Consider the following 20,084-nt stretch of genomic DNA (forward strand, 5'->3'; position numbering starts at 1 on the left):
TCCGTCACCCGACAGCGGCGCTCCGGGCGGCCTCGTCCAGGAGGCGCCGCAGCCGTAGCGCGTCCGGGGCGACGGCCGTGGCCAGGGCCGCGGGACCGGCGAGCGGTGCCAGCACTCCCTGTCCCGCACCGCCGTCGGACCGCTCCCCCGCCGCGGCACCCAGCAGCCGCACCTCGGCCGGGCTCTGCTCGAACTCCGGTTTGACGACGAGGAGTTGGCCGAGAGCGCGGTGTCCGTCCAGGACGGCCGAGGTGTCCCAGCCGGGGGCTCCGGGCCCGTACGCCGTCTCCTGGTCGAGCAGGGTCCGGCCGGCCCGGCGGACGACGAGCCGACTGCGCAGCGCGCCGGTCTCCTCGCCGCTGCGTCCCAGGACCTGTTCCTCGCGGAGTACCAGGTGTGCGGTGGGGGCCAGTTCGACGGTGGTGGTCATCCGCAGTGCGCTGCCGGCCGCGGAGATCAGCGGTTCGGGCAGCCAGTCGAGCCGGGCACCGTCGCCCACCGTCAACCGCACGTCGTAGGTGGCGTGGCCGGCCGTGCGGCCGGGCAGTGCGACGGTCGCGGCGGCGGTCGTGAGGTGCAGTGCGGTGCCCGCCTCGGCGGTGGCTTCGATGGCCAGCCGGTCGCCGCCGAGGGGGGCGCTCATGGCACCCACGATGCAGACCCGGGCCTGCCGGCCGCACCCGCGGATCCGGCGCAGCGCGAACGGGCCGTCGCCGTCCAGGACGGGCAGCCGGGTGGTGCCTCCCCCCTGATCGGCTCGCGCGACGATGCGGGCGGTAGCGCGCAGACCGGCGGCCGAAGCGGCGACGGTCTGCGGCGGCACCGCCGGCGTGGTGAGCGTGAGGGTCATGCCGGACCCGCGGTCCAGTCGGCGAGCCGCCCGCGGACCCACTCCGTCACGGGCCGGACGCCGTTCTCCGACTTCAGTGCGGTGAAGGCGACGGGGAGGTCGCCGCGTTGGTTCTTGGCGTCGCGGGCCATGCCTTCGAGGTCGACGCCGACGTGGGGGGCGAGGTCGGTCTTGTTGATGACGAGGAGGTCGGAGGTGGTGACGCCAGGGCCGCCCTTGCGGGGGATGTCATCGCCGCCGGCGACGTCGATGACGAAGATCTGGGCGTCGACCAGGCCTTTGGAGAAGGTCGCGGTGAGGTTGTCGCCGCCGGATTCGACCAGGACGAGGTCGAGGGGGCCGACCGCGTCCTCCAGGTCTTCGACGGCTTCGAGGTTGGCGGAGATGTCGTCGCGGATGGCGGTGTGCGGGCAGGCTCCGGTCTCGACGGCGGAGATCCGTTCGGCGGGCAGGACGGCCTCGCGGAGCAGGAATTCGGCGTCCTCGCGGGTGTAGATGTCGTTGGTGACGACGGCGATGGACAGTTCGTCGCGCAGTGCGCGGCAGAGCGCGGCGACGGTGGCGGTCTTGCCGGTGCCGACCGGGCCGCCGAGCCCGATGCGCAGGGCACGGCGGGTTCCGTCCTTCCGTACGGGGGCCGGGGCGCTGTAGGTGTAGCGCTCGGGGAAGGTGTCCTTGTGGTCGAGGTGCATGGTCACTCCGGTGGTGGGTGCGGGCCGCGGGCGGGCGGTGCGGGGGGTCCGGCGCGAGGCCGGCGGGTCAGGAGGCGAAAAGGCGGACCGGCCAGGCGGCGTGCTGCTGTGCGGTGATGTCCAGCAGTGGCGCGGAGGCGGCGGGCAGTGCGTCGACTCCTTCGGCGGCAACCCGCCGTGCGGCGTCGGCGCCCTGTTCCGCGACCCGGTCGAGGTCGGCGGTGAGGCGGGCGAGGACGGCGGTGGCGTCGAAGGGGTCCAGGCTCAGCAGCCGGACCGCCGCGGTCGCCGGGCCGCTGATGTTCTCGTAGGCCACGGCGTATGCGGCATCGAGCGGCGGCAGACCGGCGGAGCGGGCGGCCAGGCCCAGGACGACGGGCTGGTGGGCGCCGCGGGGACGGGCCACCGCGAGCGCGTCGAGTGCGGCGCTCGGCCAGGTGGCGCGCGCGGCCCGCATCATCTGCCGGCCCAGCCGCCGGGCGACCTGCCGCAGCGCCGGTACGGGCGTACGGGCGTCGGCGGCGTCGTCCAGAAGGAGCGGGTCGTGGCCGGCCGCGGCCGCGGCGGCGAGCCCCGCGGCGACCAGGCCCGCGGTGTGCAGCCGGCCCCGGCAGAAGGCCTCCAGGGTGGCGGCGTCCTTGATGCGTCCCGCGGCGACGGCCGGTTCGGCGCCGCCCGAGTGGGCGTGCCCGCCGGCGGGGAACCGGCCGTCGGCGAGGACGAGCAGCGCTGCGCGGCTCATCGGTGGTACGTGTCCTTCGTCAGGGGGCTCACCGGCACTGCCTCAGAAGAGGAAGTACCGCTGGGCCATGGGGAGTTCGGTGGCGGGCCGGGGTTCGACCACCTCGTCGTCGATGGTCACCGTGAAGGTGTCCGGGTCGACATGGACGCGCGGCAGGGCGTCGTTGTTCCGCATATCGGCCTTGGTGACGCCGCGGGTGCTGCGGATCGCCTCGAAGGACTTGGCCAGCGGGAGGCGCTCGGGGAGACCGTCGGCCAGGGCCTGCGGGGAGACGAAGTTGACCGAGTTGCTGCCCGGGGCCCTGCCGGTGGCGCCGAACATCGGGCGCGGCAGGACCGGCTGCGGAGTGGGGATGGACGCATTGGCGTCGCCCATCTGCGCATAGGCGATCTGGCCGCCCTTGATGACCAGCTGCGGCTTGACGCCGAAGAACGCCGGGTCCCACAGGACGAGATCGGCGAGCTTGCCGTCCTCGACGGAGCCGACGAGATGGTCGATGCCCTGGGCGACAGCGGCATTGAGGGTGTACTTCGCGACATACCGCCGGGCACGGTGGTTGTCCGCGCCGCCGTCGCCGGGAAGGGCACCGCGGCGCCGCTTCATCACATGCGCGGTCTGCCAGGTGCGCAGCACGACCTCGCCGATCCGGCCCATGGCCTGGGCGTCCGAGGCCATGATCGAGATGGCGCCGAGGTCATGCAGGATGTCCTCGGCGGCGATGGTGGAGGGCCGGATCCGGGACTCGGCGAACGCCAGGTCCTCGGGGACGGCGGGGTTGAGGTGGTGGCAGACCATCAGCATGTCGAGGTGCTCCTCGACGGTGTTGACGGTGTGCGGCCGGGTGGGGTTGGTCGACGCGGGCAGTACGTTCGGCTCGGAGACCATCGCGATCATGTCGGGGGCGTGGCCGCCGCCGGCGCCTTCGACGTGGAAGGCGTGGATCGAACGGCCGGCGATGGCGGCGAGGGTGTCGCCGAGGAAGCCGGCCTCGTTGAGGGTGTCGGTGTGGACGGCGAGCTGTGCGCCGCTCTCCTCGCAGACGGTCAGACAGGCGTCGAGGACGGCGGGCGTGGCGCCCCAGTCCTCGTGGATCTTGAAGCCGAGGATCCCGGCCCTCAGCTGGTCACGCATCGACGCGAGGGAGGTGGTGTTGCCCTTGCCGAGCAGACCGACGTTGACCGGGAGCGCGTCCATCGACTCCAGCATCCTGGCGACGTGCCAGGCGCCGGGGGTGATGGTGGTGGCCTTGCTGCCCTCGGCCGGTCCAGTGCCGCCGCCGATCATCGTGGTGACGCCGGAGGCCAGCGCCTCGTCCGCCTGCTGCGGGCAGATGAAGTGCACATGGGTGTCGATGGCACCGGCGGTGAGGATCTTGCCGTTGCCCGCGATGACCTCGGTCTCGGGGCCGATGACCAGGTCGGGGTGGACGCCGTCCATGGTCTCGGGGTTGCCGGCCTTGCCCAGGGCGGCGATCCGGCCGTCGCGGATGCCGACGTCCGCCTTGACGATGCCCCAGTGGTCGAGCACGACCGCGCCGGTGATCACGGTGTCGGGGGTGCCCTCGGCGCGGGTGGCGCGGGACTGGCCCATCGATTCGCGGATCACCTTGCCACCGCCGAAGACGGCCTCGTCGCCGGCCCGGCCGGGTCCGCCCGAGCGGTCCTCGGTGATCTCGATGACGAGGTCGGTGTCGGCGAGCCGGATGCGGTCGCCGGTGGTCGGGCCGAAGAGGTCGGCGTACGCCTGGCGGGTGAGTTCAGCCATCGAGAGTGCCTCCGGTCTCGCCCCGCAGGCCCATGACGATGCGCTTGCCCCCGAGGGGGACGAGTTCGACCTCGGTGGGGATGCCGGGCTCGAAGCGCACGGCGGAGCCGGCCGGGACGTTCAGCCGCTTGCCGTGCGCGGCCGCGCGATCGAAGTCGAGGCCGGGGTTGGCCTCGGCGAAGTGGTAGTGGGAGCCGACCTGGACGGGGCGGTCGGCGGCGTTGAGGACGGTCATCCGCGTGCGGGGAAGGCCTTCGTTGAGGCGTACCGGCTCGTCGGCGTGGAGGATCTGGCCCGGGATCATTCTCTGCTGCCCCCGTTCAGTTGATGGGTTCGTGAACGGTGACGAGCTTGGTGCCGTCGGGGAAGGTTGCCTCGACCTGCACGTCGTGGATCATCTCGGGGACGCCGTCCATGACCTCGTCACGGGTGAGGACCTTGCGGCCGGAGGACATGAGCTCGGCGACGGTACGGCCGTCCCGGGCTCCTTCGAGGATGTGCACGGTGAGCAGCGCAATCGATTCCGGATGGTTCAGCTTCACCCCCCGGGAGCGGCGCTTTTCAGCCACGTCTGCCGCCACATGAATCATCAGGCGCTCCTGTTCATGCGGGGTCAGTTGCATACCTTCCACCTCACAGTCTTCCCTCCCGGACGCATTCGCCCAGGTCACAGGCGTGAGCACACCCGCGTCGATAGGTGTACCACGCAGCAATTAAAGGAGGAGCAAACCGACTTCCAGCACTTGGCCATCAAGAGCCCCACGCCAGGAGGCTAGTTCGGCGGGATTTCATCTGCGTTACAACCAGGGACGTGTCGGCACCCCTTCTTACGCCTGGGGTAACGCGGCGTCATTACCGCCCGTTACGGCGCGGCGACCGCCTCCCGGCACCGCTGCCACCCCGTCACATCCCCGGCCGGGCGGGGAATCCGGTGGCGAAATCCATCCGTTGAAGGCCGCTCGGGGCGACGGAACAGATGACCGCCAGGCGCCACGAATCACCACTATCGGCGTAAACCGGGCCCGGCCCGCTCGCCGAACACCACTGTCCGATATGCGCTCTTGACGATTTCGAAAGTGATCGCAATTCTCATGTGCGCGTCAAAACAAGCTCCGCACCAACCCCCCACACCTGGAGCCATATCGTGACTCGTTCCACCCGAATACGCCGGGCCGCGCTGGCCACGGGCGCCGTCGCCGCCGTTGCCGCCACCGTCTTCACCGCGGCCGGCGCCTACGCCGGGACCGCCCCGGCGGCCGCCCCGGACATCGACGTCAAGTCCGTCAAGGCCGACCTGGACCAGCTCCAGTCGATCGCCGACGCCAACGGCGGCAACCGCGCCCACGGACAGCCGGGCTACAAGGCGTCCGTCGACTTCATCAAGGGCAAGCTGGACAAGGCCGGATTCACCACCAAGGTCGAGGAGTTCGACGGCGGCGGCACCAAGGGCTACAACCTCGTCGCCGACTGGCCCGGCGGCGACGAGAGCAAGACCGTGATGGCCGGCGCCCACCTGGACTCGGTCCCCGACGGCCCCGGGATCAACGACAACGGCTCGGGCTCGGCCGGCATCCTCGAGGTGGCGCTCGCCGTCGCCAAGGCGGAGCTCAAGCCCACCAAGCACCTTCGGTTCGCCTGGTTCGGCGACGAAGAGGACGGCATGGTCGGCTCGCAGGCCTACGTCGACAAGCTCGGCGCCGACAAGTCGAAGATCGACTCGTATCTGAACTTCGACATGATCGGCTCGCCGAACCCGGGCTACTTCGTCTACGACGACGACACCCGCCTGGAGAAGGTCTTCAAGGACTTCTTCGCCAAGAAGAACCTCGCCACGGAGAAGGAGACCGAGGGCGACGGCCGCTCGGACCACGCCCCCTTCAAGGAGGCGGGCGTCCCCGTCGGCGGCCTCTTCTCCGGCGCCGACTACAAGAAGACCGAGGAGCAGGCGAAGAACTGGGGGGGCGAGGCCGGCAAGGCGTTCGACGCCTGCTACCACCAGGCCTGCGACGACTCGAAGAACATCGACGAGAAGGCGCTGGACAACAACACGGACGCCATCGCCCACGCGCTGTGGGAGATCAGCTCCTGATCCACCCGCCCCCTCGCACGGTCAGCACCCGCTGAACCGTCAGCTCTCGCGACCCGGCCGCCGGTCCCCGGCAGCCGGGTCGCGGTGTTCTGCGGCGATACCGAACCGTCGCCGTTCGCCCGGAGCGGACGGGAGCTGCCGCACGGTGGAGACCGTGCTGATCACCTGCTCCTCCTCCGCACCCTGCTCACGCCGCCCCAGCTCTTCAAGTAGCTGCAGGTCAGCGGCGGACACCAGGGCAACCAGCGGCTTGCCGTGACGGGTGACGACCACCCGCTCACCGCCATAGACAACGCGGTTGATCAGATCCGCCAGCTCCGCTCGGGCTTGCGTCACCGGAATTTCGTAGGCCATGCTCCCATTCTAACTGGACGTACATCCTGTACATTTTTTACGGAGAGGAGCAGACATGCTGCGACCAATGGCCCGCTATGTCCTTCCGGAGTTCACCGAGCGCACGTCCCAGGGGACGCGCACCATGGACCCGTACTCGAAGCTGCTCAGCGAACGCATCATCTTCCTGGGCACCCCGGTCGACGACGCCTCCGCCAACGACGTGATGGCGCAGTTCATCCACCTCGAACACGCCTCGCCCGACCAGGACATCTCGCTCTACATCAACTCCCCCGGCGGCTCCTTCACGGCGATGACCGCCATCTACGACACGATGCGCTTCGTGTCGTGCGACGTGCAGACCATCTGCCTGGGGCAGGCCGCCTCCGCCGCCGCGGTACTGCTGGCCGCCGGCACCCCCGGAAAGCGGCTGGCGCTGCCCGGCGCCCGGATCCTGATCCACCAGCCCTCGATCACCGAGCCCATCCAGGGCCAGGCCACCGATCTGCAGATCCAGGCGGAGGAGCTGCTGCGCACCCGCGACACGCTGGAGCGGATGCTGGCGGAGCACACCGGACAGACGCGTGAGCGGATCGCCGCCGATATCGAGCGCGACAAGATCTTCGACGCCCGAGCCGCCCAGGAGTACGGCCTGATCGACGGGCTCACCCATCAGCGCAAGCAGTCCGTCCCCCAAATCGGCGCACGGTGAGCCCCGATGCTGCCGCCGGAACTGCCGCCGCTGCCCGCCCTGACACGTGCCGAGGGTGAGCTGATCGACCACTACCTGGAGGTGCTCGACCTGCTGGGCAGGATCAACCCGGCCCGCGGCGGCGGCACCTACACCGGACTGCGGGCCGCCCAGGCGCTGGTCAGCAAGGCCGCCGGACTGCGCGACGCGCTGGCGCTGATGCACGACCGCGGCGAGAGCGAGCTGCACCGCGAGACCTTGACCCGGGCGCTGCGGGTGCTGGACGGCGAACGCCGGGCCGGACTCGTGACGGTGCCGCCGGCCGACGACATCTGACCCGACACGCGCACGGGACCTGCGCATACGGCGTAGCGACTGGGCCCGATGTGAGGAGGCGACGAATTGCGCGGGGCGAACACGATTCCTGGGACCCTTGATGTTTCGCCGCTGGTCCAGGGGGGTGCGACACCCCGCGCCATGGCACCTGAGGGAACAAATCTAACCATTCAGGCGAAATGTGACCCATCTCACATACGGCATTTTCAGCTCGGAATTCGGGTGTCGGGTGCGTGACGATCCCTTCGACGGCAAGACCCCGCCACAGCGACGGGGCGGTCCGGACGGGCGCCTAATCCCGCCGCCGTACCGGATGTCCGGTCGACGTTGTGGATCGGCGGGAGCGGAGGACCCGAGCAGGACGGGGTCCCGGCCTTACGGCCGAGGGCTCCTTGGGGTGAAGCCGTACGCACGGCCGGGCATCTTCGCCTGCCCGAACCCGACAGGTCTTCCTTCGCAGGCGGCTGACGAAGGGTTTGCGCATGACTGTGCGCATGCAGACGCCGAATCTGCTGGCACGCGCCGGCACCGTCACCGCTCTGACGCTGGTCACCCTGGGCGGGACAACCGTCGCCCCGGGAACGGCCGGGAACGCCGAAGCCGCGACCGTGTCCGCCCACGCGCTGCGGATCGCGGCCTCCAAGAGGGGCGCCCCCTACCAGTACGGCGCCCAAGGGCCGCACACTTTCGACTGTTCGGGGCTGACGCTGTACTCGTTCAAGCGCGCCGGCCGGGCGCTCCCCCGTACCGCCGCCGCGCAGTACGGCCGCACCCGGCACATCCCGGCCTCCCTGCGCCGACGCGGTGACCTGGTCTTCTTCCGTTCCGCCGGCGGCATTTACCACGTCGGCATCTACGCGGGCCGGGGCCGGATGTGGCATGCGCCCAAGGCCGGGAGCGTGGTGCGGCTGGAGCGGATCTGGAGCCGCGCGGTCTCGTACGGGCGCGTGGGATGACCTCTGGTATCTCGTCTTACGTGTGATCAATTGCCGGTAAGCTCGGCCTACTTGACCCACTTGGCCGGGCAACCCGGCAAGGGGCGTATGCCGTCCGGCGGCCGCGGCTGACCTCGGGCCCCGGGGTGTGCCCGTCCCTCAGGCGAGCACGAGCTCGATGAGCAGGACGCCGCCCAGGGCGGTGAGCAGCGCCCCGGTGGTGGCTTCCAGGGCGCGGGTGACCCGAGGACGGCGCAGCCAGTTCCCCAGCCGGTCGACCAGCAGCGCAACGGCGGGGAACCACACCAGCGCCATGGCGACGACCATCGTCGCGAGCAGCAGCGTACGGGGCAGCGCGGGCTCACCGGCCGGGACGAACTGCGGGAGCAGGCTGAGGAAGAGGACCGGCGCCTTGGGGTTGAGGGCATTGGTCAGGAAGCCCTGGCGCAGGCTCCGCGCGGTGCCCAGGAGGGCGGCCGGGCCGTCGGCCGGTGCGGCGGCCGGGCCGGTCGCGGAATCGGCGTGCGCCCCCGCGCTCCGGACGGCCGCGATCAGCGCGCCGACGCCGAGGTACAACAGGTAGACCCCGCCCAGGAGTTGGACGGCGCCGAAGAGCGCGGGCACGGCGACCAGCACCGCCGCGAGCCCGGCCACCGCCAGTGCGGTGTGCACCAGCAGCCCGCCCGCGACCCCGACGGCGGTCGCCACCCCCGCCCGGCGCGAGTCGAGCGCATTGCGCACCACGACGGCGAAGTCCGCGCCCGGCATGGTGACCATGCCGGCGGCGATTCCGGTGAAGGCGATCAGCTGTCCGTCCATGGGAGCAGCTTCGCTGGTCAGAGCCTTTAATGGGTATTGGCAATGTTCTTGGGGAGCCTAAAGAGGTTCTTATGTACGACCCCACCCGGCTGGCCGCTCTGGTAGCGGTGGCGGAGTCCGGTTCGATCACCCGGGCCGCCGCCCGGCTGGGCTACACCGCTCCCGCGCTCTCCCAGCAGCTCGCCAAGCTGGAGCGGGAGGCGGGGGCGGCGCTGCTGGTGCGCCACCACCGCGGGGCACGGCTGACGGCGGCGGGTGAGCTGCTCGTCGTACGGGCCCGGCGGGTGCTAGACGAGCTGGATCAGGCGCGGCATGAGCTGTCCCGGCTGACCGGGCTGTCCGGCGGCCGGCTGCGGGTCGGCACGTTCATGACCGCCGGGACACATCTGCTGCCGCCCGCGCTCAGCGCCTTCCGGCGTGCGCACCCTGATGTGGAGCTGAGCATCACGGAGTACGTACCTCCGCAGGCCGCCGCGGCGGTGGCGCTGGGCGAGGTCGATCTGGCGCTGACGCACGAGTATGTGCCGGGCGAGGCGATGCCGCCGCCGGAGGGCGTGCGTCTCGAACCGCTGCTGACCGAGGAACTGGTGCTGGTCACCGCGCCGGGCCATGCCCTGTCGGCGGGTGCCGGACGGCTGCCGCTCGCCGAGCTGGCCGGTCAGCCACTGGTCAGCATGGCGCCGGCCAACCCGAACCGGCGTGCGGTGGAGGAGGCGCTGGCGGCCGCCGGGGCGAGTGTGGCGGTGCGCTGTGAGTCGCCGAGCTATGCGGTGGTGTGTGCACTGGTGAGCGCGGGGCTCGGGGTGGCGGTGGTGCCGGAGATGATGGCGGAGGGCTCGGTGACCCCGCTGGGGATCCGCAGGCTGGACCCGCCGGAGCTGCACCGCCGGATCTCGGTGGCCTACCGTCCCGGCGGCGGGAGCCCGGCCGCGGACACCTTGCGTGCCCTGTTGCGCGGGGCCTTCAGCCGCCACTCCCCCGCGCCGTAGCCGCCGGCAGCCGGTGCGGCAGAGGTCGTCAGAGGGCGGCGGCCCGCCACGGCACGGTGATCCAGACGGTCTTCCCGCCGGACTCGGTGGGCACGACCGAGAGGCGGCCGCCGGCTTCCGCGGCGAGGTAGCGGATGATGACCAGGCCCCGGCCGTTGTCCTGCTGGACGGCGGCGGGCAGCCGGCGCGGACGGCGGGGATGGCTGTCGGTGATGCCGACCCGCAGCTGTTCGTCGCGGTCCAGTCGCAGTTCGACGGTGAATTCAGGCGACCGGCCGGAGGTGTGCACGACGGCGTTGGTCGCGAGTTCGGAGACGATCAGACGGAGGGAATCGGCGAGTGCGGAGTCGGTGGGCAGGCCCCATTCGGCGAGCACGGCGAGGGCGTGTCTGCGGGCGGTGAGGACCGAGGCGGGGGCGCTCGGCAGAGTCAGTGAGGATGCATGGTGGTCTGCCATCGAGGCGCCGTCCCTTTCCCACCGAGGCCCGGCCCCGGTCCACTGACCAGGGAGCCGGGATGCCGCTCCGGACACCGGTGCGGCCTCGGACTTCTGCTGGGCGCCAGACTGCCACCCGTACTGGCGATGAGGAACTCGATCCACCCACATATACGGAGATCTATCGCTCGTTGCGGTGAACTCTGCTCCGCGAGACCGGATTTGGGATGCCCATACCACCGGATTCCGGACACATCCGGGGCCGGAGCCGACGACGGCCGTCCGCTCCGGCCGGGGCCCGTGTGCGTCAGACCGCCGGCGCCGTGGCCACGATCGTGCCGACCGCCGTGTCGAGCTGGGCATCCGTCAGATCCGCGCGGGCCGTCAGCCGCAGCCGGGAGATCCCGTCGGGCACGGACGGCGGCCGGAAGCAGCCGACCGCGAGTCCGGCCGCACGGCAGTCGGCGGCCCAGCGGACCGCCGCCTCCGGCGAGGGGGCACGCACCGAGACCACCGCGGCGTCCGGCCGGACCGCGGACAGCCCCGCCGCGGTGAGCCGGTCGTGCAGCTCCCGTGCGACCTGGACGGCCCGGGCGGCGCGCTGCGGTTCGCGGCGCAGCAGCCGTAGCGCGGTCAGGGCGCCGCCGACCGCCGCCGGGGCGAGACCGGTGTCGAAGATGAACGACCGGGCGGTGTTGACCAGATGCTCGATGACCCGGGCCGGGCCGAGCACCGCTCCGCCCTGGGAGCCGAGCGACTTGGAAAGCGTCACGGTGGTCACCACATCGCCGTCACCGGCGAGACCGGCGGCCCACAGCGCACCGCGGCCCCCCTCGCCCAGGACGCCCAGGCCGTGGGCGTCATCGACGAGCAGTGCGGCGCCCGCTGCCCGGCAGGCCTCGGCGAGCGCGGGGAGCGGCGCGGCGTCACCGTCGACCGAGAACACCGCGTCCGTCACGGCGAGCGCCCGGCCGTCGTGGCCGGTCAGCGCCTCGCGAACGGCCTCGGGGTCGGCGTGCGGGGCCACTTCGGTACGGGCCCGGGAGAGCCGGCAGCCGTCGATGAGGGACGCGTGGTTGCCCGCGTCGGAGACGAGCAGGGTGCCGGGGGCGGTGAGTGCGGTGACGGCGGCGAGATTTGCGGCATAACCGGATGACAGCACCAAAGCGGCCTCGAAGCCGCAGAACGCGGCGAGTTCCGCCTCCAGCCGGGCGTGCAGTTCAGTGCTGCCGGTGACGAGCCGGGAGCCGGTCGCACCGGCGCCCCAGCGGTGCGCGGCGGCGGCCGCGCCGCGGGTGACCTCCGGATGCCGGGCGAGTCCGAGGTAGTCATTACTGGCCAGATCGAGCAACCGGGAGTCGGCGGGGCGAGGGCGCAGGGAGCGGACCAGACCGGCACGATGGCGGGCGGCGCGGGCCTCGTCTATCCAGTCGAAGGCCGCGCCGTACACCGGCCGGGAGGGCGCGGCGGCGGTCTCGTCGGGGGTCGCCGGCGTGGTGTCATGGAGCAGCGACGGGGCGGTGTCCTGCGGCATCGGCGTCCTTCGTCTGTCGGCCTCGATTGTCGGCTGTCGATAGACGTTAGCGGTCGTTCCGCACGCCCACAGTGTGGTGATACACACACCTCGATCCGGGGTCGTTGTGGGAATCCTCCTTGGCCGGGGGCGGTGGCGTACGCCAGGATCAACGCCATGGACCTGCTGAACACACTGGTGGACAAGGGACTGCGGCGCGAGTTGCCGACCCGCGAAGAGGCGCTGGCCGTACTGGCGACCTCCGATGACGAACTGCTCGATGTCGTGGCCGCGGCCGGAAAGGTACGCCGCCAGTGGTTCGGGCGGCGGGTCAAACTCAACTATCTCGTCAACCTCAAGTCGGGTCTGTGCCCCGAGGACTGCTCGTACTGCTCCCAGCGGCTGGGCTCGAAGGCCGAGATCCTCAAGTACACCTGGCTCAAGCCGGATGACGCCTCCAAGGCGGCCGCCGCCGGGGTGGCCGGCGGCGCCAAGCGCGTCTGTCTGGTGGCCAGCGGCCGGGGTCCCACGGACAAGGACGTGGACCGCGTCTCGGAGACCATCTCCGCCATCAAGGAGCAGAACGAGGGTGTCGAGGTCTGCGCCTGCCTCGGTCTGCTCTCCGACGGCCAGGCCGGCCGGCTGCGCGCGGCGGGCGCCGATGCGTACAACCACAACCTCAACACCTCGGAAGCCACATACGGCGACATCTGCACCACGCACGACTTCTCGGACCGGGTGTCGACCGTCCAGCAGGCCCAGGCCGCCGGTATGTCCGCCTGTTCCGGGCTGATCGCCGGTATGGGGGAGAGCGACGCCGACCTCGTCGATGTGGTCTTTGCACTGCGCGACCTGGACGCGGACTCCGTCCCCGTCAACTTCCTGATCCCCTTCGAGGGCACCCCGCTCGCCAAGGAGTGGAACCTCACCCCGCAGCGCGCGCTGCGCATCCTGGCGATGGTGCGGTTCGTCTGTCCGGACGTCGAGGTACGGCTGGCCGGCGGCCGCGAGGTGCATCTGCGCAGTCTGCAGCCGCTCGCCCTGCACCTGGTCAACTCCATCTTCCTCGGCGACTATCTGACCAGTGAGGGCCAGGCCGGCAAGGACGACCTCGCGATGATCGCGGACGCCGGCTTCGAGGTCGAGGGCACGGACACCACGACGCTGCCCGAGCACCGCAGGCAGGGCTGCGGCGAGGGAGCCTGCGCGTCCGAGGACGCCGGGGAGCCCGCGGACGCCGCCGGGGAGCCCGCCGCCACCGTCCCGGCGCCGTCCGACGACACCCGCCGTGATCTGGTGTCGGTACGCCGCCGCGGTGCCGGTACCGACCTGCCGCCCAATGCCTGAGCCGCTCACCCCCGGCGAACTGCTCGCGCTCGACCGGCAGCATGTGTGGCATCCGTACGGGCCGATGCCCGGCAAGGCCGCACCGCTGCTGGTGGAGTCGGCGTCCGGTGTCCGGCTCCGGCTGGCCGAACCGGCCGAGGGCCAGGACGAGTTGGTCGACGGCATGTCGTCCTGGTGGTCGGCGGTGCACGGCTACAACCACCCGGTGCTCAATGACGCCGCGCGCGGCCAGCTGGGACGGATGAGCCATGTGATGTTCGGCGGGCTCACCCATGAGCCGGCCGTCCGACTGGCGAAGCGGCTGGTCGACATCACCCCGGAGCCGCTGGAGCACGTCTTCCTCGCCGACTCCGGTTCGGTGTCGGTCGAGGTCGCCGTCAAGATGTGCCTGCAGTACTGGCGCTCGCTGGGGAAGCCGCGCAAACAGCGGCTGCTGACCTGGCGGGGCGGCTACCACGGCGACACCTGGCAGCCGATGTCGGTGTGCGATCCGGACGGCGGGATGCATGAGCTGTGGCAGGGGGTGCTGCCGCGGCAGATCTTCGCGGAAGCACCACCGGCCGGCTTCGACGCGGCGCCGGACGAGGCGTATGCCGCGCAGCTGCACGAGCTGATCGCACGGCACGCCGACGAGCTGGCGGCGGTGATCGTGGAGCCCGTGGTGCAGGGGGCGGGCGGGATGTCGTTCCACTCCCCCGGCTATCTGCGGGTGCTGCGGGAGGCCTGCGACGCCCATGACGTCCTGCTCGTCTTCGACGAGATCGCCACCGGCTTCGGCCGTACGGGCGCCCTCTTCGCCGCCGAACACGCGGGTGTCGCACCCGATGTGATGTGCCTCGGCAAGGCGCTGACCGGCGGATATCTCACCCTGGCGGCAACGCTGTGCACGGCTGCCGTGGCGGACGGGATCTCCCGCGGCGCACTGCCGGTGCTGGCGCACGGCCCCACCTTCATGGGCAATCCCCTGGCCGCTGCCGTCGCCGACGCCTCGATCGAACTGCTGCTGTCCCAGGACTGGGCACAGGACGTCAAGCGGATCGAGACCGGGCTGAGGGACGGTCTGGCACCGGCCCGGAGCGTCGCCGGGGTGCGCGAGGTGCGCGTACTCGGCGCGATCGGTGTCGTCCAGCTCGACCACGAGGTGGACATGGCGGCCGCCACCCGGGCGGCGGTCCGGGAGGGCGTATGGCTGCGCCCGTTCCGGGATCTGATCTACACCATGCCGCCGTACATCACGGGCGACGACGATGTGGCGCGCATCTGCGCCGCGGTGTGCGCGGCGGCGCGCGAGGGCTGACCTCCCGGGCGGCGGTGGCCGGTGCTCCGCGCCCCGCCGCCCCACCGTCCCGCCCTTCGCCCCGGAAACGATGCCGGTGCCGGTGAGCACCGTGCACACAGCAACATTCACAGTCATTGCGCGCGGGATCGGCCGCGCAGAGTCGGAGGCAGACCATGTCGGTGCTGTTCGTGACGGGCACGGGCACGGAGATCGGCAAGACCGTGACCACGGCGGCCATCGCCGCGGCGGCGCTCGCCCGGGGCCGTTCGGTGGCCGTGCTCAAACCGGCCCAGACCGGTGTCACGGCCCATGAGACGGGTGACGCGGCGGAGGTCGAGCGGCTGGCCGGCCCGGTCACCGGCGTCGAACTCGCCCGCTACCCGGACCCGTTGGCGCCCGCGACGGCCGCGCTGCGGGCCGGTCTGCCGCCGGTGCGCCCGGAAGACATCGCCGAGGCCGCCGCCAAGCTGGCCGCCTCGCACGACCTGGTGCTGGTCGAGGGCGCGGGCGGCCTGCTGGTCCGCTTCGACGCGGACGGCCATACGCTCGCCGATGCCGCGCGGCTGGCCCAGGCCCCCGTCCTGGTGGTCGCCCCGGCGGGCCTGGGCACCCTCAACGCCACCGCGCTGACCGCGCTGGCACTGCGCTCGTACGGGCTCGACTCCCCCGGCGTCGTCATCGGCAGCTGGCCGGCCGAGCCCGACCTCGCCGCCCGCTGCAATCTGACGGACCTCCCGGACGCCGCGGGCGCCCCGCTCGTCGGCCTGGTCCCGGAGGGCTCCGGCGGGCTGTCGCCGCACGCCTTCCGCGCCGCGGCTCCGGACTGGCTGGCGTCGGCGCTCGGCGGATCGGGCGGGTTCCGCATTCCCTCGTGATGCCGGTACCCGGCCGCCGGCATCCCGCCGCGAGGGCGCAGCCCGTGGGGTGAGGAGGGGAGGCGGCGGCCGGATGAAGTCCCCGGTGCGGTGCGACGACCCTCGCCTCGTACGGATTTCCGGACGGCGGACGCGGTGGCTGCCGGTGACTCCTTGCCCGCCCGGTGGGGAGACTGACTGCAGGAGCGGGCAGCGTCGGCGAAGGGGTCCGTCATGTGGCAGCGCAGAAGAGTTCCGCACGGCACGGTGCACCACCCGGTGTTCGCCCGGTTCTACGCGAGCTGCTGTGGTCCGGCCGCGGATGCGCGGGCGGGCGTGGCCGCGCTCCGGAAGGAGCTGCTGACAGGCACCACGGGCCGGGTCATCGAGGTCGGCGCGGGCACCGGGCTGAACTTCGCGCACTATCCGGGGACCGTCTCGGAGGTGGTGGCGATCGAGCCGGAGCCCACCTTGCGAGAGGTCGCCAGGTCGGCGGCGGCGCGTGCGGAGGTACCGGTGGATCTGGTGCCGGGCGTGGCGGAGGCGCTGCCGGTCAAGAGCGAAGCGTTCGACACCGCGGTGGCGTCGTTGGTGCTGTGTTCGGTGTACGAGGTGCAGCGGGCCCTGCTGGAGCTGCGGCGGGTGCTGCGGCCGGGCGGTGAGCTGCGGTTCTTCGAGCACGGGCGGGCCGCGGGGCGGGGTCTTGCGGCGGTGCAGTGGTCGCTGGACCGGACGGTCTGGCCGCTGCTGATGGGCGGCTGTCACACCGGCCGGGACCCGCTGGGCGAGATCCGCGCGGCCGGGTTCGAGGTGCTGCGGGTGCGCCGGCTGAAGGTTCCCGAGCGCGGGCCGACGCTGCCGACCTCGCCGGCGGTGCTGGGCACGGCGCGGCGGCCGGCCGACTGAGCGGCCCGCGCGGCGGCGGCCCTCACACCGTCCAGGTGCGCAGCTCGTCCGCGATGGCCCGGACGTCGGCCGTCCCGCTCTTGACGAGGCGGGCGAGGTCGCGGACCTGCTCGGGGGAAGTGGCGATCTTCAGACCACTGGCGACCAGGTAGCCGTAGGCGACGGCGGTCGCGAACATCGCATTCGCGCCCTCCAGCGCCGGTACCTGGAGCAGGAGTTGGAGCAGCGCGGCGGCGCGGTCCTGGGGGTCGGTGTAGACGGGCACACCGAATATCTCGGCTTCATGGCGGCTGACGGCGGCCACCAGGGCGCCCCAGTCGGTGACCTGGGGGTCTCCGGGGGTGTGCTGTTCGGCGATCAGGAGGAGCCAGGCGAGGTCGATGCGCAGCGTCACGTTGTGCCCGGCAGTCCTTCGCGGTCGGTGGTGCTCGGAGTGGCAGGGAGGCTGTCCGGTTGCCGGCCGAATTCCTCGGCGAAGACGCGCTCGTACTGCTTCATGAAGTCGGAGGCGGCCTCGACGAAGGTCTGGCCGACCTCGCCGGCGTCCTTCAGGACGAGCTCCTCGATATAGCGGTTCATGCTCACTCCCCGCTGCAGAGCGCGCTCTCGCGCCGCTTCGGCAGTGGCTTCGTCCACCCGGACGTTCAGCTGCGTCTTCGCCACCCCTCAAAGCTAGCGCGCATCTGCTAGCAGCGGCAAGCGGCGAGGTGCGGAACGCTGCGGAGGTGTTCCGGAGGGGCGCCGCCCGCCCGGGTGCCCGTCTGCGCGGCATCGGGCGGGCGCCGTCCCGCGGCCCGGCTTACTTGTAGCCGAAGTCCTGGGTCCAGTAAGCCCGGTGCTTACCGCCCAGGGCGACACCTATGCCGGTGCCCTTGGACTTGCAGCCAAGGATGTTGGCCCGGTGGCCGGGGCTGTCCATCCAGGCGTCGAAGGCGCCCTGGGGCGTCGTCGGCCAGGCGTCGATGTTCTCCGCCGAGGCGTCCTGGTACCCCTGCGCCTCCATCCGCTCCTTGGGGCCCTTGCCGTCGGTGGAGGTGTGCGAGTAGTGGCTGTGGGCGGCCATGTCCTGACTGTGCAGCCGGGCCGCCTTGTCCATGCGCGGGTCACGGTGCAGGGGGGCACAGCCGTGCTCGGCCCGTGCCTTGTTGACCAGGCGGTGAATTTCGGCCTCGTAGCGGTCGATCTTGCTGTTCCCCGACGTGGTCGCCTTCGGCGCGGGGGCGGAGGGCCGGCCGCTCGGCGTGGTGTCAGGGGTGGCGGTGTGCGAGGCCTGGGGGAAGGCTTCGTTGGCCGTCGCGTTGTCCTGGGAGTTGAACACGGCCAGCGATCCGCCGAGGACACCGGCGGCGGCCAGGATGCCGATCGGAATCATCCGGGCCCTGCGCCGGTGTGCGCCGCGGACCTCGCGCTTCGGCGATGAGAATTTCACGTTCAACTAAATCGTCTCCATGGGGGGATGCCGGAACGGAATGCGGCGGGCACACGGAAGGCGCCTGCCACTTCCCACAGGCAGTCCGGTGACCCGAACTGCCTTTCCGAGAACAGGGGTCACCGTAACAAAACAAGCCAGGGTCGATTCTCGGCCGAAGAGGCACCGTCACGCCCCGGACGCGGCCGGAATGACGCAACATGCCCGCCTTAAACCCCCTTTGAAAGCATGATGACGCCACGTCAGCCCTTCAGTCATCCCGGCCCGATCCGCAACCGCCCCTTCATGTAGGAGAGTTGAGAGAGCATTGCGAATCAGCCCCTACTGAGGGAGAGAAGTTCACCGCGGGCCCGCCTCCGGAAGGTCATTCGTCACAAAGGGACTTGCACCGAAGAGCGGGTGATCGCCAGCAAATAGCCAGGAACTCCGGTAGAGTATTGCGTCGCCTTTTCACTGCGACCAGGGAAAGGGAATTTCGGCCCAGGCGCAGAATTTCTGCGCCTGCGATGCGCCTGCGAAGTGCGGGGCCGAAGCAGGGAATCGGGTTTGTCCGGCTCGCCTAACGGGTGTCCGCAAAGCCCCGTACGTCCTCGGGGTACAAGGGCCGGAGCGGATCGAGGATGCGGGCGGCCTGCTCGCGCATGCCGAGCACCGCGCCCCCCTCGCACCGCCGCAGCCGAGACCGCGCCCACAGGAAGTACAGCGGCGCGGTCACGGCCGGCCCGACGAGCCAGGACAGATCCGCGCCGCCGAAGTGCGCCGCCGGCGGCCCGGTGTACAGATCGCCGGCGAGGAACGGGATCTGGACGGCGATGCCCAGAACGTACGAGCCGAGCGCGACCGGGTCGAACCGCCTGTAGGGGGCGTCGTCCGGGTCGCAGAGCTCATCGGGGTCCTGGCTGCCGTGACGCAGCAGCGAGAAGTCGACGAGGTTGATCGCGGCCCAGGGCACCAGCGCGGCCAGCAGCACCAGGACCAGATCGGCGAACCGCGTCACGAAGTCGCCGGCGAGACCGAGGGCGAGGGCCGGCCCGCAGGCCAGGACGAGTGCGGACACCGCACCGCGGACCCTCGGCCGGGGCCGCCAATGGGTCCGCAGGGTCTGCCCGATGGTGAGCGTCGCCTGCACCGCGCGGTAGAGGTTGAGCGCGTTGTGGTGGAGGACGCTGAAGAGGAAGAGCACCAGCAGCACCGGTCCGAACGACCCGGCCGCGCCGCCGATTCCGGCACCGGTGTCCGGACCGGGGCAGGCCGGGGCGACGGCCGCACCGGCCAGGAACGGCAGCAGGGAGCCCAGGCAGGCGCCCCCGTACGTCGCCCAGAAGGTAGTGGTGGTGCGGACCGTCCCGGGCAGCGCGCGCGAGCGGTCCGCGGCGTACGGGGCGAGGGCCGGCTGCCACAGGGCGCTGAGCGAGACGATCGCGAGCCAGCCGGCGAAGGTGAAACCGCCCCGGGTGAAGAAGTCCCCGGGCAGGCCATGGGTCACGGCCAGCGCGAGACCGGCCACGAGGCCGAGGCCGAGGACCACCGCCGCCACCTTGTTGAGGGCGTGGATCAGACGGTGACCGATCAGGCAGAGCAGCGCGGAGCCGGCGGCGCCGAGCAGGATGCCCGCGCCGACCGGCAGGCCGGGCGTGAGGACGTGCAGCGACTTCCCGGCGAGCACGAGGTGGGCGGCGAAGAACGTGACGTACAGGGCGGCCGCGAGGACCACGCCCGGCAGTGCGCCCAGCGAGCCGGACCGGGCCCGGCTCCGGATCAGCTGCGGCAGGCCGAACTGCGGGCCCGGCGCCCGGTGCGGCGCCATGAAGACCCCGCCGAGCAACTGCCCGACGAGCACCGCCAGTACGCCCGACCACAGCGGCTGATGGAACACCTGCACCGCCATCGCGCCGGTGACCAGCGCCAACGGGGCGATATGGGTACCGAACCCGAGGGTGAACAGATCACGGGTACACCCGTGCCGTGCGGGCTCCGGCACCTCGTCGACGGTGTGGTGTGCGACCGCGTCGGGCTGCGCGGCTCCGTGCCGATGGGTCACGGCGGCCTCCTCGGGGCTGGCCCGCGCGGGGTCGCGGGC

The 20,084-nt window shown here is 71.6% G+C and carries 23 protein-coding genes and 1 riboswitch; of the genes, 9 read left to right on the top strand and 14 right to left on the bottom strand.

All coding sequences use genetic code 11. The features are described from left to right. Window positions 1–4: 4 nt before the first annotated feature. The 6 genes from STRNI_RS03890 to STRNI_RS03915 all read right to left on the bottom strand — a co-directional run bounded on the left by STRNI_RS03890 (window position 5) and on the right by STRNI_RS03915 (window position 4,671). On the bottom strand, window positions 5–850 hold the full coding sequence (locus STRNI_RS03890; protein WP_277410546.1) for an urease accessory protein UreD: 846 nt from the start codon (window positions 848–850) through the stop codon (window positions 5–7). Continuing rightward, the gene (ureG, locus tag STRNI_RS03895; protein ID WP_266441563.1) at window positions 847–1,542 is read right to left on the bottom strand and encodes an urease accessory protein UreG; all 696 of its coding nucleotides are present in this window, start codon (window positions 1,540–1,542) and stop codon (window positions 847–849) included. The genes STRNI_RS03890 and ureG overlap by 4 nt, the downstream gene beginning before the upstream one ends. Window positions 1,543–1,609: 67 nt before the next feature. Further along, window positions 1,610–2,284 (bottom strand): urease accessory protein UreF, encoded by a 675-nt coding sequence (locus tag STRNI_RS03900; protein WP_159484368.1) that lies wholly within the window; start codon window positions 2,282–2,284, stop codon window positions 1,610–1,612. 42 nt (window positions 2,285–2,326) lie between these two features. Continuing rightward, window positions 2,327–4,048, bottom strand: coding sequence for an urease subunit alpha (locus STRNI_RS03905; protein WP_159484370.1), 1,722 nt, complete (start codon window positions 4,046–4,048; stop codon window positions 2,327–2,329). Beyond that, entirely contained in the window at window positions 4,041–4,352 is a 312-nt protein-coding gene (locus STRNI_RS03910; protein ID WP_018092583.1) for an urease subunit beta, read from the bottom strand. Before STRNI_RS03910 ends, STRNI_RS03905 begins: the two co-directional genes overlap by 8 nt. 16 nt (window positions 4,353–4,368) lie before the next feature. Continuing rightward, entirely contained in the window at window positions 4,369–4,671 is a 303-nt protein-coding gene (locus tag STRNI_RS03915; protein ID WP_026170153.1) for an urease subunit gamma, read from the bottom strand. Between the two features lie 521 nt (window positions 4,672–5,192). Between STRNI_RS03915 and STRNI_RS03920 the strand changes: the two genes are divergently transcribed. Beyond that, complete coding sequence (locus STRNI_RS03920; protein ID WP_018092581.1) at window positions 5,193–6,137, top strand: M28 family metallopeptidase; 945 nt, start codon at window positions 5,193–5,195, stop codon at window positions 6,135–6,137. Between the two features lie 39 nt (window positions 6,138–6,176). Here STRNI_RS03920 and STRNI_RS03925 read toward each other — a convergent pair whose 3' ends face one another. Further along, complete coding sequence (locus STRNI_RS03925) at window positions 6,177–6,491, bottom strand: type II toxin-antitoxin system Phd/YefM family antitoxin (RefSeq protein ID WP_018092580.1); 315 nt, start codon at window positions 6,489–6,491, stop codon at window positions 6,177–6,179. A 55-nt stretch (window positions 6,492–6,546) separates the two neighbouring features. Here STRNI_RS03925 and STRNI_RS03930 point away from each other — a divergent pair, with 55 nt between their 5' ends. From STRNI_RS03930 to STRNI_RS03940, 3 genes are all read left to right on the top strand, one after another. Further along, entirely contained in the window at window positions 6,547–7,182 is a 636-nt protein-coding gene (locus STRNI_RS03930) for an ATP-dependent Clp protease proteolytic subunit (RefSeq protein ID WP_159484372.1), read from the top strand. A gap of 6 nt (window positions 7,183–7,188) precedes the next feature. Beyond that, entirely contained in the window at window positions 7,189–7,497 is a 309-nt protein-coding gene (locus STRNI_RS03935; protein WP_018092578.1) for a hypothetical protein, read from the top strand. Between the two features lie 292 nt (window positions 7,498–7,789). Further along, window positions 7,790–7,975, top strand: a riboswitch (cyclic di-AMP (ydaO/yuaA leader). A gap of 4 nt (window positions 7,976–7,979) precedes the next feature. Then, window positions 7,980–8,453 carry a C40 family peptidase gene (locus STRNI_RS03940; RefSeq protein WP_159484374.1) on the top strand — a complete coding sequence of 158 codons (474 nt, stop codon included), beginning with the start codon at window positions 7,980–7,982 and terminating at the stop codon, window positions 8,451–8,453. Window positions 8,454–8,591: 138 nt separating this feature from the next. Here STRNI_RS03940 and STRNI_RS03945 read toward each other — a convergent pair whose 3' ends face one another. Further along, window positions 8,592–9,251 carry a LysE family translocator gene (locus tag STRNI_RS03945; RefSeq protein WP_159484376.1) on the bottom strand — a complete coding sequence of 220 codons (660 nt, stop codon included), beginning with the start codon at window positions 9,249–9,251 and terminating at the stop codon, window positions 8,592–8,594. Between the two features lie 71 nt (window positions 9,252–9,322). On the opposite strand from STRNI_RS03945, the gene STRNI_RS03950 reads away from it, so the two are divergent. Beyond that, window positions 9,323–10,240 carry a LysR family transcriptional regulator gene (locus tag STRNI_RS03950; protein WP_148589227.1) on the top strand — a complete coding sequence of 306 codons (918 nt, stop codon included), beginning with the start codon at window positions 9,323–9,325 and terminating at the stop codon, window positions 10,238–10,240. A gap of 28 nt (window positions 10,241–10,268) precedes the next feature. Here the strand turns inward: STRNI_RS03950 and STRNI_RS03955 are convergent, their stop codons facing one another. Both STRNI_RS03955 and STRNI_RS03960 read right to left on the bottom strand, forming a co-directional pair. Beyond that, window positions 10,269–10,697: an ATP-binding protein gene (locus tag STRNI_RS03955; RefSeq protein ID WP_018092574.1), complete on the bottom strand. Its 429-nt coding sequence runs from the start codon at window positions 10,695–10,697 to the stop codon at window positions 10,269–10,271. A 286-nt stretch (window positions 10,698–10,983) separates the two neighbouring features. Beyond that, window positions 10,984–12,210, bottom strand: a complete 1,227-nt coding sequence (locus STRNI_RS03960) for an 8-amino-7-oxononanoate synthase (RefSeq protein WP_018092573.1) — start codon at window positions 12,208–12,210, stop codon at window positions 10,984–10,986. 156 nt (window positions 12,211–12,366) lie between these two features. Between STRNI_RS03960 and bioB the strand changes: the two genes are divergently transcribed. The 4 genes from bioB (at window position 12,367) to STRNI_RS03980 (ending at window position 16,575) form a co-directional block, all read left to right on the top strand. After that, a complete protein-coding gene (gene bioB, locus STRNI_RS03965) occupies window positions 12,367–13,536 on the top strand; it encodes a biotin synthase BioB (RefSeq protein ID WP_018092572.1) in 1,170 nt (389 codons plus the stop codon). Then, the gene (locus tag STRNI_RS03970) at window positions 13,529–14,833 is read left to right on the top strand and encodes an adenosylmethionine--8-amino-7-oxononanoate transaminase (RefSeq protein WP_159484378.1); all 1,305 of its coding nucleotides are present in this window, start codon (window positions 13,529–13,531) and stop codon (window positions 14,831–14,833) included. Before bioB ends, STRNI_RS03970 begins: the two co-directional genes overlap by 8 nt. Window positions 14,834–14,949: 116 nt before the next feature. Then, window positions 14,950–15,690: a dethiobiotin synthase gene (gene bioD, locus STRNI_RS03975; protein WP_266441338.1), complete on the top strand. Its 741-nt coding sequence runs from the start codon at window positions 14,950–14,952 to the stop codon at window positions 15,688–15,690. A 213-nt stretch (window positions 15,691–15,903) separates the two neighbouring features. After that, window positions 15,904–16,575, top strand: a complete 672-nt coding sequence (locus STRNI_RS03980; RefSeq protein ID WP_026170149.1) for a class I SAM-dependent methyltransferase — start codon at window positions 15,904–15,906, stop codon at window positions 16,573–16,575. 22 nt (window positions 16,576–16,597) lie between these two features. Here the strand turns inward: STRNI_RS03980 and STRNI_RS03985 are convergent, their stop codons facing one another. The 4 genes from STRNI_RS03985 to STRNI_RS04000 form a co-directional block, all read right to left on the bottom strand. Continuing rightward, window positions 16,598–16,969, bottom strand: coding sequence for a hypothetical protein (locus STRNI_RS03985; RefSeq protein WP_018092568.1), 372 nt, complete (start codon window positions 16,967–16,969; stop codon window positions 16,598–16,600). Further along, window positions 16,966–17,238 (bottom strand): toxin-antitoxin system HicB family antitoxin, encoded by a 273-nt coding sequence (locus STRNI_RS03990; protein ID WP_159484382.1) that lies wholly within the window; start codon window positions 17,236–17,238, stop codon window positions 16,966–16,968. The genes STRNI_RS03985 and STRNI_RS03990 overlap by 4 nt, the downstream gene beginning before the upstream one ends. A gap of 136 nt (window positions 17,239–17,374) precedes the next feature. Beyond that, window positions 17,375–18,004, bottom strand: coding sequence for a CAP domain-containing protein (locus tag STRNI_RS03995; protein ID WP_266441331.1), 630 nt, complete (start codon window positions 18,002–18,004; stop codon window positions 17,375–17,377). Window positions 18,005–18,563: 559 nt separating this feature from the next. Continuing rightward, on the bottom strand, window positions 18,564–20,045 hold the full coding sequence (locus STRNI_RS04000) for a purine-cytosine permease family protein (protein ID WP_159484386.1): 1,482 nt from the start codon (window positions 20,043–20,045) through the stop codon (window positions 18,564–18,566). Between the last annotated feature and the right edge of the window lie 39 nt (window positions 20,046–20,084).

It is taken from the genome of Streptomyces nigrescens, from assembly GCF_027626975.1.
GTDB lineage: Bacteria > Actinomycetota > Actinomycetes > Streptomycetales > Streptomycetaceae > Streptomyces > Streptomyces nigrescens.